We start from the raw sequence: 12,102 nt of genomic DNA on the forward strand, positions 1-12,102 counted from the left end.
CGGGCCCGATCCCACAGGGTCCGCGTTACCAAAACGTACATTGCAGGGAGCTTTTTCATGCGCGTCATTCTTTTCAGCAGCCAGACCTACGACCGCGACAGTTTTCTCGGCGTGCCGCTGCCGCCCGGCCTGGAACTGCAATTCCAGCCCGCCCGGCTCACCCTCGACACCGTGGCCCTGGCCGAACGCCACGAAGTGGTCTGCGCGTTTATCAACGATGACCTCAGCGCGCCCGTGCTCGAGCACCTGGCCACGGGCGGCACCCGCTTGATCGCGCTGCGCTCGGCCGGTTACAACCATGTCGACCTCGCCGCTGCCAAACGCCTGGGCCTGACCATCGTGCGTGTGCCCGCCTATTCGCCTCATGCCGTCGCCGAACATGCCGTGGCGCTGATTCTCGCCCTGAACCGGCGCCTGCACCGTGCCTACAACCGCACCCGCGAGGGCGATTTCAGCCTGCATGGCCTGACCGGCTTCGACCTTGTCGGCAAGACCGTCGGCGTGGTCGGCACCGGGCAGATCGGCGCCACCTTCGCCAAGATCATGGCCGGTTTCGGCTGCCACCTGCTGGCCTACGACCCGTTCCCCAACCCGCTGGTCCAAGCGCTCGGTGCGCGCTATGTGAGCCTGCCCGAGCTGCTGGCCGAAGCGCAGATCATCAGCCTGCACTGCCCGCTCACCACCGACAGCAAGCACCTGATCAACGCCCGCTCCCTGGCGCAGATGCAGCCCGGCGCGATGCTGATCAACACCGGGCGCGGCGGCCTGGTGGACACCCCCGCGCTGATCGAAGCGCTCAAGGACGGCCAACTCGGCTACCTGGGGCTGGATGTGTATGAAGAAGAAGCCCAGCTGTTTTTCGAGGACCGCTCCGACCTGCCCCTGCAGGACGACGTGCTCGCGCGCCTGCTGACGTTCCCCAATGTGATCATCACCGCGCACCAGGCATTTCTCACCCGCGAAGCCCTGGCGGCGATCGCCGAGACCACCCTGGCCAACATTGCGGCCTGGGCCGATGGCCGGGCGCAGAATCGTGTCGACGGATGATCAGCGGTCACATACCAGGCGCATGATCCGCAGGCGCGCGTGCTAGGATGCCGCGCCTATTTGGAGGAACCATGGCCGAACACGATTTCCGCTTCAGCTTGCTGAGCCCGCAACACACCCTGATCGAATGCCGCGCCCTGGTGCCGGGCCGCTATCAGGTCACCGGCAACGGTGGTTCGATCAAGCATGGCGACGTACTGATCGTCACCCTGCGCGGCAGTAAAACCCTGTCGATGCGCCTCACCGTCGAAGGCGACGCGCGCTACTCCATCCGCCCGGCAGGCCAGTGGGTCGCCATGGCCCAGGGGCCGAAGTTCGGCGAACTGGAGATTCACACCTGGAAGGTCAACTGCGACAGCTGCGAGGCCGTGCTGGAGTTTGAATTCGCGGTGGAGACCAAGCTGACCAAGGAACCGCTGCAACCGGCCGCCAATGCGCGCATTGCCGAGTTGGGCTGGGCCAGCGAAGGCGCCAAGCACCGCTGCCCGAAATGCCAGAAGGCCGCGCAATGAAAGGCCTGCTTCTGCTGGCCGCCGTCGGCGCGAGCCTGATGGGCTGCGCTGGCGACGCGGCAAAGCTCGAGCGGGATCACAGCTACGTGGTGGAATGGATCGGTGAGCGGCCGCTGATGGATTACGCGCACCTGAGTGTCACTCTGGGCGCCGATGGGCGCGCCTACGGCAACGGCGGGTGCAACCACTGGTTTGCGCCGTACACCGTGGAGGGCGACAAACTCAGCTTCGGCAAGATCGGCAGTACGCGCAAACTCTGCGGCGACGCCCTGATGGAGCAGGAACACCGCTTCTTCCAGGCCCTGCAAGGCGTTGAGCGCTGGGACATCTCGCCGATCGAGCAGACCCGCTTCTGGCCGGCCGAAGGCAAGCCTATCCGCCTGTGGCTGGAAGAAGGCTGATAGCAGGCTCAATGGGATCTAACTGTGGGAGGGGGCTTGCTCCCGATTGCGCTATGTCAGTACCGAATATGTTGGCTGACACACCGCCATCGGGAGCAAGCCCCCTCCCGCATGCTCAACCGCGCAGGGCCTTGAGCTTGGCCAGCACGCCTTGCGCCGTCTGTTCGCCCATCAACTGCTCACGCACCTTGCCCTTGTCGTCGATGATGTAAGTCACCGGCAACGCTTCGCTGCGTGGAATATCAAAGATCCCGTCCGGGTTCTGCGCCAGCACGGTGAACTTGATGCCCAGCTTGTCACTGGCTTCCTTCAGTTCCGCGCCCTGCACATTGTCGAAATTGACCCCGAACACGCCGACGTTCTGCCCTTTGAGCTGTTCAGCCAAGGCATTGAGTTCCGGGATTTCCGTGCGGCACGGGCCACACCATTCCGCCCAGTAGTTGACCACCAGCCATTGCTTGTCCAGGCGTTCGGCCGCCACTTTCTGGCCATATTGGTCAACGCCGTAGTCATTACCGCAGCCGCTGAGCAGCAGGGTTGTGATGATCGCCAATGCACCGATCAGTCGCCTTGTCATGGGGTAATCCTTCGCAAAAATGAACGTTGGCTGCGACGGATCGCCTCTTACGGTTTAAGGACCGGGCGCAGCGCAGGTAGAATACCCGCCACCTTACGCAAGATGCGACCCGCACATGACCGATCTGACGCTTTATCACAACCCGCGCTGCTCGAAATCCCGCGGAGCGCTCGAACTGCTGGAAGCACGCAGCCTCGCGCCGACGGTGGTGCGCTACCTGGAAACCCCGCTGAATGCCGCGCAACTGAAGGCCCTGCTGGGCAAACTGGGGATCAGCGCACGCCAATTGCTGCGCACCGGCGAAGAGGAATACAAAACCCTCAACCTGGCAGACGCGACGCTCAGCGAAACACAGTTGATCGCCGCCATCGCCGAGCACCCCAAGTTGATGGAACGTCCGATCCTCGAAACCCCCGACAAAGCCATCATCGGCCGCCCACCGGAGAGCGTGCTGGAGATCCTGCCGTGAGTGCGCCGTATGTGCTGGTGTTGTATTACAGCCGCAACGGCTCGGTCAGCGAAATGGCCCGGCACATTGCCCGAGGCATCGAACAAGGCGGGATGGAAGCGCGCCTGCGCACCGTACCGGCGATCTCCAGCGAGTGCGAAGCCGTAGCGCCGAGCATTCCGGCCGAAGGCGCGCTGTATGCCAGCCTGGATGATCTGAAGAACTGTTCAGGCCTGGCCCTGGGCAGCCCGACCCGCTTCGGCAATATGGCCGCGCCATTGAAGTACTTTATCGACGGCACCAGTAACCTGTGGCTGACCGGCGCCCTGGTCGGCAAACCGGCCGGGGTGTTCACCTCCACCGCCAGCCTGCACGGCGGCCAGGAGACCACGCTGATGTCGATGCTGCTGCCGCTGCTGCACCACGGCATGCTGATCACCGGCCTGCCCTACAGCGAACAAGCGCTGCTCGACACCCAGGGTGGCGGTACGCCTTATGGCGCCAGCCACCATGCTGGCCCCGACGGCAAGCGCCTGCTGGATCAACATGAAATCGCCCTGTGCAAGGCCCTCGGCCTGCGCCTGGCGAAAACCGCTGCGTTGCTGGAGAACGGCCGTGGCCAAAAAACCTAAGATCCTGCCACCCCAGGCGTGGCTGGAGCCGCGGGTCAAAGTCGCACGCGCCCTGAGCCTGCTGGCGTTTTTCGGCCTGGTGGGCCTGCTCTGCGTGTATTACCTGTTCGTCGCCGACCTGCACGGCGCACGGCCGTGGGTGATCCTGCTGATCGAACTGGTGCCGCTGCTGGTGCTGGCGCCGGGGATACTGATCGGCAGCGCACGCGGGCATTCGTGGATGTGCTTTGTGGTGAACCTGTATTTCATCAAGGGCGCACTGGCGGCGTATGACCCGAACCGCCAGTGGTTCGGCGTGCTGGAAATGCTCGCGAGCCTGGCGCTGTTCTGTACGGCGTTGCTGTATGTGCGCTGGCGGTTCCAGTTGGATCGGCGCTTGGCCGGCGAGGGTCAGCCAGCCTGACCCGCCGTCATCGCGGGCAAGCCCCACATCTGGAATGCAGTTTCCTGTGGGAGTGGGCTTGCCCGCGATGGCATCACCTCGGTCTCAATGATTGACCGTATACGCCAGCATCATCGACAACTGACACATCGGCCGCCCGCTCTCGGCATGCCACTGGTTGAACGCCCCTTGCACCGTCGCCAGGTCGCGCAGGCTGGTGGGGGCCTTGTCGACGATCTTCTGCGCGTGCAGTGCCGCGACCACGTCATCGCTCGGCACGAACGTATCCTTGCCCACCATGCGCAGAAAGCGCGGCGCCGACAGCCCGCCCAACTGATGACCGTGCTTGCTCAGGTATTTCCACAAGCCGACGATATCGGTCACCGGCCAGTCGGCGATAAACGCGCCGAAACTACCCTTCTCCTGGGCGATATCCAGGATCATCTGCGCGTTGCGTGGCACGCTCTTGAGCTTGCCCAGGTGGCGGATGATGCGCGTGTCCTGCATCAAGCGCTCCAGGTGCTCGGCGCCCATCAGCACGACTTTTTCCGGGTCGAAGCCAAAGAACACCTGCTCGAATGCAGGCCATTTGGCATCCACCACGCTGTGCTTGAGCCCGGCGCGGAAAACCCGCAGCGCCAGGGTCGACAGGTAGCGATCATCACTGATCTGGCGTAATTGCGCCGGCGTCTTGGGGACAGGCAGACGGGCTTCCAGTTCGGCCGCCGAACCGAAGCGGTTCAGACAATATTCGTGCAGCCACTTGTAATCGCGCATGCCCTCTCCTGGGGATTGAAATGAAAACGGCGCCTGTGAGCGCCGTCGTTCAGAGCGTTGAGAAACGTCAGAGGTTCACCACGTTGACGAAGCGCGAAGCGGCGTTCTCGTCGATACGCAGGCTGGTGAAGTCGAACAGGTTACGGTCGGCCAACTGCGACGGGATCACGTTCTGCAAGCTGCGGAAGATACTCTCGGTACGCCCTGGGGTCTTGCGTTCCCAGTCCTGGAGCATCTCCTTGACCACCTGGCGCTGCAGGTTTTCCTGGGAGCCGCACAGGTTGCACGGGATGATCGGGAATTGCTTGAAGTCGGAGTAGGCCTGGATGTCCTTCTCGTTGCAATACGCCAGCGGGCGAATCACCACGTTGCGTCCGTCATCGGCGCGCAGCTTGGGCGGCATGGCCTTGAGGGAGCCGTTGAAGAACATGTTGAGGAAGAATGTCTCGACGATATCGTCGCGGTGATGCCCCAGGGCCATCTTGGTCGCACCGATCTCATCGGCAAACGTGTAGAGCGTGCCACGGCGCAGGCGCGAACACAGCGAGCAGGTGGTCTTGCCCTCCGGGATCAGCTCCTTGACCACCGAATAGGTGTCTTTTTCGACGATGTGGTACTCGATGCCCAGTGTCTTGAGGTAGGCCGGCAGCACGTCTTCGGGGAAGCCCGGTTGTTTCTGGTCCATGTTGACGGCAACGATCTCGAACTTGATCGGCGCAACCTTTTGCAGGTGCAGCAGCACGTCGAGCATGGTGTAGCTGTCTTTGCCGCCGGAGAGGCAGACCATGACCTTGTCGCCGTCCTCGATCATGTTGAAATCGGCGACCGCTTCACCGGCCAGGCGACGCAGGCGTTTTTGCAGTTTGTTCTGGTTGACCGTAAGAGTGCCCATGGCGCTTGGATCCGCTAGAGGTGTGTGACGAAAAGCGCGGTATTTTACCGGTAAGGTTGACCAAGTTCCAATGTGGGAGGGAGCAAACCTCCTCCCCCACTTGAGTGCATTGCCAACGACAGACCGCGCCGCGATTAAGCCCACTGTTTACAGCGCAATTTGCTCTAAAGCCCTACGGTTTTTCCGGTCATCACTTCCTATACTGCGACTTGAGGTCGCACATAACTATCCAGACCTTTCAGGCCATCTGGCCCGTGGGCGCTCCGATGGGGGGCGATGGTAATAACGACAGGAGTGACTGGCATGATCCATCACGTCGTGGGGCTTTTTACCCATCCCGACCAGGAATGGCGGGAAATTCGTGGCGATAAAGAAGAAAGCGTCAGCCACATGTACCTCACTCACACCTTGATTCTCGCGGCGATCCCCGCCGTATCAGCCTTTATCGGCACCACCCAGGTCGGCTGGGTCATCGGCAGTCGCTCCCCGGTCATGTTGACCCAGGAAAGCGCCTTGTGGATGACCGTCATGTCGTACCTGGCGATGCTAGGCGGCGTAGCGGTCATGGGCGCCTTCATTCACTGGATGGCGCGCACCTACGACGCCAGCCCCAGCATGGCGCGTTGTGTCGCCTTTGCCACCTACACCGCGACACCGTTGTTCATCGGCGGGCTGGCGGCGCTCTACCCGCACATGTGGCTGGGGATGGTCGTCGGCACGGCGGCGATCTGTTACACGGTGTACCTGCTGTATGTGGGGTTGCCGACGTTCATGAGCATCGATCCGGACGAAGGCTTTCTGTTTTCCAGCTCGGTGCTGGCCGTGGGCCTGGTCGTGCTGGTGGCAATCATGGCGTTCACCGTGATCGTCTGGGGCCTGGGCGTTGGCCCGATCTATACCAACTAAGCGGTTTCACCCAGCAGGCAAGGCCACCGCAAGGTGGCTTTGTGCGTCATGCATGACCATTCGGCGCCTGACCGATTCGGAAACACCCGCCTTTGCGGCATACTGGACATCTCTGGAGAGATGTACAGCATGCCCGAGCAACTCAATACCCGCGTCGAAGATTGTTTCCTGCTAGCCGAATCCTTTTTCAAACGAAGCTTCAAACGCCCCCAGGTCAGCCTCAAGTTGCGGGGCCAGAAAGCCGGTGTCGCGCATTTGCACGAAAATCTGTTGCGCTTCAACCCACAGTTGTACCGAGAAAACAGCCAACACTTCCTGAAACAGACCGTGGCCCATGAAGTGGCGCACCTGATCGCCCACCAATTGTTTGGCGAGCGCATCCAGCCCCATGGCGAGGAATGGCAACTGATCATGCGCGGCGTGTATGAACTGCCGCCAGACCGTTGCCACACCTATGAGATCAAGCGCCGCCAGGTGACCCGCTATATCTACCGCTGCCCGTGTGCCGACAGCGACTTCCCGTTTTCGTCACAGCGCCATGGGCTGGTGAGGCAGGGGCGGCGTTATCTGTGCAGGCGCTGTCGGCAGACGTTGGTGTTTACCGGGGAAACTCGCGTTGAGTGAAATATGCGGTGTGTGTGAGGGCCTCATCGGGGGCAAGCCCCCTCCCACATTTTGACCCTGTTCACAGAGCTAATTGTGGGAGGGGGCTTGCCCCCGATGAGGCCCGCCCAGTCACTACACAATCACCTTGGCAGCACGCAACGCGCTGATGCGCTGTGAGCTCAAGCCCAATTCCATCAGCACTTCATCACTGTGCGCGCCCACCGCGGCCCCGATATGCCGAGGGGCTGGCAACCCTTCGGAGAACTTCAGCGGGCAAGCCATCTGCGCCTGGGTCGAGCCGTCGGGCCGCGGCACCTGGGTGACCAGTTCCCGCGCCTTCAACTGCGGATGCTCCACGGCTTCGCTCAGGCTCAACACCGGTTCGACGCACGCATCGACCCCGGCAAACAACTCGCACAACTCCTCGAAGCTGCGCTTCTCAAACTCAACCTGCAGCGCCTGCTTGAGCGCCTTTTGCTGCTCAGGCTCGGGCGACAAACCTTGTGCCGCCAGTTCCGGTCGCCCCAACGCGGCGCACAATTGCTGCATGAATGCCGGTTCCAGACTGCCGACCGACATCCAGCGCCCATCGCGGGAACGGTAATAATCGTAGAAACTGCCGCCATTGAGCACATGGGTCTCCCACCCCGGCTCCACGCCACAGGCCAGGTAGCCAGCGCCGGCCATGGCATTCAAGCTGAACGAGCAGTCGGTCATGCTCACATCCAGGTACTGGCCAACGCCGCTCTGTTGCCGCGCAATCACCGCCGCGAGCAGGCCCACCACCGCGTGCAGCGAGCCGCCGGCGACATCCGCCAATTGCACGCCCAACGGCAGCGGCCCGCTGTCCCGCCGCCCGGTATGGCTGGCCACTCCGGCCAACGCCAGGTAGTTGATGTCGTGCCCGGCGCGGTCCTTGTAGGGGCCGGTCTGACCGTACCCGGTGATCGACACATAAATCAGCCGCGGGTTGATCGCCTTCAACGCCGCATACCCCAGGCCCAGGCGCTCCATCACCCCGGGGCGAAACTGTTCGAGCACGATGTCGTAGCCCTTGACCAGCTCGCGCACAATCTCCAGCGCCTCGGCCTGCTTCAGATCCAGGGCGAGGCTGCGCTTATTGCGATTGAGGTAAGCATGGCTGGCCGAGGTACCCTGATCGTGGGGCGGCAGCACGCGCAGCAGGTCCATGCGCGTGGGCGATTCGATGCGCAGCACCTCGGCGCCCATGTCTGCCAGCATCAGCGACGCAAACGGGCCGGGCAGCAAGGTGGAAAAATCCAGTACTTTGAGCGACGCCAAGGGACCTGACATGGAGACTCCGTTTCCGATTCGACTGGCGACAGCGTAGTCAGCCTTCAGCGCCGACGGCAATCGTCAGAACGATCATCGGCAGTGACCGTTTTGATCACGGCGGGCTTTTTCCCGGCGGCGGCCTTATCATTGGCCTACGTTTGCTTGCAGGGGGTTCCATGAAATTTGCGATAGCACTGTTTTCCGCCGCCCATGCGCCCTCCTCGCGTCGCGCCTTGCTGTTCGCCCAGGCGGCGCTGGCCGGCGGACACGAGATTGTGCGCCTGTTTTTTTATCAGGACGGCGTCTACAGTGCCTCCAACACCATCGTTGCGCCACAGGATGAGCAAGACATCGCTCGCCAATGGCGTGAGTTTGTCAGCGCGCATCAGTTGGACGCCGTGGTGTGCATCGCCGCCGCCCTGCGTCGTGGCGTGCTCGACAGCGAAGAAGCCGCGCGTTACCAGCGCAGCGCGGTGAACCTGGAGGCGCCATGGGAGCTGTCGGGCCTTGGGCAATTGCACGACGCGACCCAGGCCGCCGACCGCCTGATCTGTTTTGGAGGGCCGTGACATGTCCAAATCCTTGCTGGTGATCAGCCGCCAGGCACCGTGGTCCGGGCCGAGCGCGCGGGAAGCCCTGGATATCGTATTGGCCGGCGGCGCGTTCGATCTGCCCATCGGCCTGTTGTTCCTGGATGACGGCGTGTTCCAACTGGCGCCGCACCAGGACGCCAAGGCCGTGCAGCAAAAAGACCTCGGCGCCAACCTGCAGGCACTGGGGCTGTTCGGTATCGACGAGGTGTTTGCCTGCGGCCACAGCCTGGCTGCGCGCGGGCTGACGCACCCGGTCAATGCACAGCCGCTGAACGACGAACAGATTTCCCAGTTGATTGACCGTTACGACCAGGTGATAACCCTCTGATGTCGACTTTACATGTGGTGTCCCACTCCCCGTTTACCGATAGCCGCCTCGACAGCTGCCTGCGCGTCTGTGGCAGCGACGATGCGATCCTGCTCTGTGGCGACGGCGCCTACGGGCTGCGTCACCCGGCGCTGCTGACCAAAGGCGTGAAGGTCTTTGTGCTGGCCGAAGACAGCCTGGCGCGCAACCTGCCGCTGCCCGACTGGGCCGACTGCGTGGATTACCCAGGTTTCGTGCAACTGTCGATCGACTACGACAAGGTCAACACCTGGCTATGAACACCCTGACCGTGGGCGCGCGCACCCTCGAACTGGACAAGGACGGCTACCTCGTCGACCTGAACGAGTGGTCGGCCGACGTGGCCAACGCCCTCGCCGCCGCCGAAGCCCTCGAGCTGACCCCGGCGCATTGGGAAATCCTCGAGCTGCTGCGCCAGTTTTATCAAGAGTTCCAGCTGTCCCCTGCCACACGCCCGCTGATCAAGTACACCGCCTTGAAGCTGGGCACGGACAAGGGCAACAGCCTGCACCTCAACAAACTGTTCAACGGCACTCCCGCCAAACTCGCCGCCAAGCTGGCCGGCCTGCCCAGACCGACGAATTGCTTATGACCGACTTTGCTCCGCTGCCCCTCGAAACCCCTCCCGAGCACCCGTTTGCGCCGTTCGTGCGTATCCTGGGCAAAGGCAAGCGCGGTGCGCGCAACCTGACCCGCGAAGAAGCCCGCGAAGCCATGGGCATGCTGCTTGACGAAAAAGTCGAAGACACCCAGCTCGGTGCCTTCCTCATGCTGCTGCGCCACAAAGAGGAAAGCCCGGAAGAACTCGCCGGTTTCACCGAAGCGGTGCGCGAGCGCCTGCACGCCCCGGCGCTGAAGGTGGATATCGACTGGCCGACCTATGCCGGCAAAAAGCGCCACCTGCCGTGGTTCCTGCTGGCCGCCAAGTGCCTGGCGCAGAACGGTGTACGCATCCTCATGCATGGCGGCGGCGCCCACACGGCCGGCCGGCTGTACACCGAGCAATTGCTGGAAAGTCTACAGATCCCGCTGTGCCGCAATTGGCAGCAGGTCGAGACGGCCTTCGAGCACGGCAACCTGGCATTCATCCCGCTGGGCGACTGGGCCCCGCAACTGCAACGCATGATCGACCTGCGCAACACCCTGGGCCTGCGCTCGCCGATCCACTCCCTGGCACGCCTGCTCAACCCGCTGAATGCACGCTGCGGCCTGCAAAGCATCTTCCATCCCGGCTACCAGGGCGTACACCGCGATGCCAGCGGCCTGCTCGGCGACACGGTGATTGTGGTCAAGGGCGATGGCGGCGAAATCGAGATCAACCCCGACACGATCAGCCACCTCTACGGCAGCACCGGTGGCGAAAGCTGGGACGAAGAATGGCCCGCCCTCGCCGCCCAGCGCCATGTCAAACCGGCCAGCCTGGAGCCCGAGCAGTTGAAAGCGCTGTGGCGCGGCGAGGTCGAGGACAGCTACCCGCAACTCGCCTTGATCGCCACCATGGCCCTGGCCTTGCGCGGCCTCGGTCATCCGCGGGAGCAAGCGTTCGAATTGGCCCAGCAATACTGGGACGCACGGGATAAATCGATTTAATCGATCATTCCCCCGCAATCTTTGCGCTTTTAGTTCGAACTCATCCCTTTAGACTGGACTCCAACGCTTATTAGCCAAGGAGCCAGTCATGGGTTTGCTGATTGAAGGACGCTGGCACGACCAGTGGTACGAAAGTAGCGCGGATGGCGCGTTCCAGCGGGAACAGGCACAACGCCGCCACTGGGTGACCGCTGACGGCCAGCCCGGCCCCAGCGGCGAAGCTGGCTTCAAGGCCGAAGCCGATCGTTACCACCTGTATGTGTCGCTCGCCTGCCCGTGGGCCCATCGCACGCTGATCCTGCGCAAACTCAAGGGGCTGGAAGGTCTGATCGACGTGTCCGTGGTCAGCTGGCTGATGCTGGAAAACGGCTGGACCTTCGACAAGGCCCGCGGCTCCAGCGGCGACTCGCTGGATGGCTTCGCGTTCATGCACCAGCGCTACACCGCCGACACGGCCGATTACACCGGGCGCGTCACGGTGCCGGTGCTGTGGGACAAACAACTCAAGCGCATCGTCAGCAATGAATCAGCGGAGATCATCCGCATGTTCAACAGCGCGTTCAACGGGCTGACCGGCAACACCCTGGACTTCTACCCCGAGGCTCTGCGCCCGCGCATCGATGCGCTGAACGAGCGCATCTACCCCGCCGTGAACAACGGCGTGTACCGCGCAGGCTTCGCCACCTCGCAGCAGGCCTATGAGCGTGCGTTCGATGATGTGTTTGCCGAACTGGACCACTTGGAACAGCACCTGGGCGAGCATCGCTACCTGGCCGGTGAGTACCTGACCGAGGCGGATGTTCGGCTGTTTACCACGCTGATTCGATTTGATGCGGTGTATTACAGCCACTTCAAATGCAACCTGCGGCGGATTGCGGATTATCCGAATCTGTCGAATTGGTTGCGGGAAATCTATCAATGGCCGGGAGTGGCCGAGACGGTCGACTTTGCGCACATCAAGGGGCATTACTATGCCAGCCACCGCACCATCAATCCGACGGGGATTGTGCCCAAGGGGCCGTTGCAGGTGTTTGATGCCGAGCATGATCGCGGGCGGTTGAGCGCTAAGGGCGTCTGGCGTTGATCCAGAGGATGGG

At 62.5% G+C, this 12,102-nt stretch carries 18 protein-coding genes; 14 read left to right on the forward strand and 4 right to left on the reverse strand.

What is annotated here, in order from left to right; genetic code table 11:
* Positions 1-57: 57 nt before the first annotated feature.
* The 3 genes from MOQ67_RS19650 (at position 58) to MOQ67_RS19660 (ending at position 1,960) form a co-directional block, all read left to right on the forward strand.
* Positions 58-1,047: a 2-hydroxyacid dehydrogenase gene (locus tag MOQ67_RS19650; protein ID WP_017848020.1), complete on the forward strand. Its 990-nt coding sequence runs from the start codon at positions 58-60 to the stop codon at positions 1,045-1,047.
* Positions 1,048-1,118: 71 nt separating this feature from the next.
* Complete coding sequence (locus MOQ67_RS19655; protein WP_017848021.1) at positions 1,119-1,559, forward strand: hypothetical protein; 441 nt, start codon at positions 1,119-1,121, stop codon at positions 1,557-1,559.
* On the forward strand, positions 1,556-1,960 hold the full coding sequence (locus MOQ67_RS19660; RefSeq protein WP_017848022.1) for an META domain-containing protein: 405 nt from the start codon (positions 1,556-1,558) through the stop codon (positions 1,958-1,960). The genes MOQ67_RS19655 and MOQ67_RS19660 overlap by 4 nt, the downstream gene beginning before the upstream one ends.
* Before the next feature lie 115 nt (positions 1,961-2,075).
* Here MOQ67_RS19660 and MOQ67_RS19665 read toward each other — a convergent pair whose 3' ends face one another.
* Positions 2,076-2,537, reverse strand: a complete 462-nt coding sequence (locus MOQ67_RS19665; protein WP_017848023.1) for a TlpA disulfide reductase family protein — start codon at positions 2,535-2,537, stop codon at positions 2,076-2,078.
* A gap of 115 nt (positions 2,538-2,652) precedes the next feature.
* Between MOQ67_RS19665 and arsC the strand changes: the two genes are divergently transcribed.
* Genes arsC through MOQ67_RS19680 form a run of 3 tightly spaced genes read left to right on the forward strand, consistent with a single transcriptional unit; the run spans position 2,653 to position 4,020 of the window.
* Positions 2,653-3,006: an arsenate reductase (glutaredoxin) gene (gene arsC, locus MOQ67_RS19670; RefSeq protein WP_198717580.1), complete on the forward strand. Its 354-nt coding sequence runs from the start codon at positions 2,653-2,655 to the stop codon at positions 3,004-3,006.
* Positions 3,003-3,617: an NAD(P)H:quinone oxidoreductase gene (wrbA, locus tag MOQ67_RS19675; RefSeq protein WP_046485241.1), complete on the forward strand. Its 615-nt coding sequence runs from the start codon at positions 3,003-3,005 to the stop codon at positions 3,615-3,617. Before arsC ends, wrbA begins: the two co-directional genes overlap by 4 nt.
* Complete coding sequence (locus tag MOQ67_RS19680) at positions 3,601-4,020, forward strand: DUF2069 domain-containing protein (RefSeq protein ID WP_017848026.1); 420 nt, start codon at positions 3,601-3,603, stop codon at positions 4,018-4,020. Before wrbA ends, MOQ67_RS19680 begins: the two co-directional genes overlap by 17 nt.
* Before the next feature lie 84 nt (positions 4,021-4,104).
* On the opposite strand, the gene MOQ67_RS19685 is transcribed toward MOQ67_RS19680, so the two are convergent.
* Complete coding sequence (locus MOQ67_RS19685; RefSeq protein ID WP_017848027.1) at positions 4,105-4,776, reverse strand: DNA-3-methyladenine glycosylase I; 672 nt, start codon at positions 4,774-4,776, stop codon at positions 4,105-4,107.
* Positions 4,777-4,843: 67 nt separating this feature from the next.
* A complete protein-coding gene (ttcA, locus tag MOQ67_RS19690; RefSeq protein ID WP_017848028.1) occupies positions 4,844-5,668 on the reverse strand; it encodes a tRNA 2-thiocytidine(32) synthetase TtcA in 825 nt (274 codons plus the stop codon).
* A 303-nt stretch (positions 5,669-5,971) separates the two neighbouring features.
* Between ttcA and MOQ67_RS19695 the strand changes: the two genes are divergently transcribed.
* Positions 5,972-6,574: a Yip1 family protein gene (locus MOQ67_RS19695; protein WP_046382918.1), complete on the forward strand. Its 603-nt coding sequence runs from the start codon at positions 5,972-5,974 to the stop codon at positions 6,572-6,574.
* Positions 6,575-6,703: 129 nt separating this feature from the next.
* Complete coding sequence (locus MOQ67_RS19700) at positions 6,704-7,198, forward strand: SprT family zinc-dependent metalloprotease (protein WP_026140162.1); 495 nt, start codon at positions 6,704-6,706, stop codon at positions 7,196-7,198.
* A 114-nt stretch (positions 7,199-7,312) separates the two neighbouring features.
* Here MOQ67_RS19700 and MOQ67_RS19705 read toward each other — a convergent pair whose 3' ends face one another.
* Positions 7,313-8,494: a CaiB/BaiF CoA transferase family protein gene (locus MOQ67_RS19705; protein WP_057004417.1), complete on the reverse strand. Its 1,182-nt coding sequence runs from the start codon at positions 8,492-8,494 to the stop codon at positions 7,313-7,315.
* A 158-nt stretch (positions 8,495-8,652) separates the two neighbouring features.
* Between MOQ67_RS19705 and tusD the strand changes: the two genes are divergently transcribed.
* The 6 genes from tusD to MOQ67_RS19735 all read left to right on the forward strand — a co-directional run bounded on the left by tusD (position 8,653) and on the right by MOQ67_RS19735 (position 12,089).
* Positions 8,653-9,045, forward strand: a complete 393-nt coding sequence (gene tusD, locus MOQ67_RS19710; RefSeq protein WP_046382916.1) for a sulfurtransferase complex subunit TusD — start codon at positions 8,653-8,655, stop codon at positions 9,043-9,045.
* Between the two features lies 1 nt (position 9,046).
* Positions 9,047-9,397, forward strand: coding sequence for a sulfurtransferase complex subunit TusC (gene tusC, locus MOQ67_RS19715; protein ID WP_017848033.1), 351 nt, complete (start codon positions 9,047-9,049; stop codon positions 9,395-9,397).
* Positions 9,397-9,675, forward strand: coding sequence for a sulfurtransferase complex subunit TusB (gene tusB / locus MOQ67_RS19720; RefSeq protein ID WP_017848034.1), 279 nt, complete (start codon positions 9,397-9,399; stop codon positions 9,673-9,675). The genes tusC and tusB overlap by 1 nt, the downstream gene beginning before the upstream one ends.
* Positions 9,672-10,007 (forward strand): TusE/DsrC/DsvC family sulfur relay protein, encoded by a 336-nt coding sequence (locus MOQ67_RS19725; RefSeq protein ID WP_104902886.1) that lies wholly within the window; start codon positions 9,672-9,674, stop codon positions 10,005-10,007. Before tusB ends, MOQ67_RS19725 begins: the two co-directional genes overlap by 4 nt.
* A complete protein-coding gene (locus MOQ67_RS19730) occupies positions 10,004-11,005 on the forward strand; it encodes a glycosyl transferase family protein (RefSeq protein ID WP_198717579.1) in 1,002 nt (333 codons plus the stop codon). Before MOQ67_RS19725 ends, MOQ67_RS19730 begins: the two co-directional genes overlap by 4 nt.
* An 88-nt stretch (positions 11,006-11,093) precedes the next feature.
* Positions 11,094-12,089: a glutathione S-transferase family protein gene (locus tag MOQ67_RS19735; protein ID WP_198717578.1), complete on the forward strand. Its 996-nt coding sequence runs from the start codon at positions 11,094-11,096 to the stop codon at positions 12,087-12,089.
* Positions 12,090-12,102: the final 13 nt, after the last annotated feature.

Source organism: Pseudomonas sp. LY-1, from assembly GCF_053502595.1.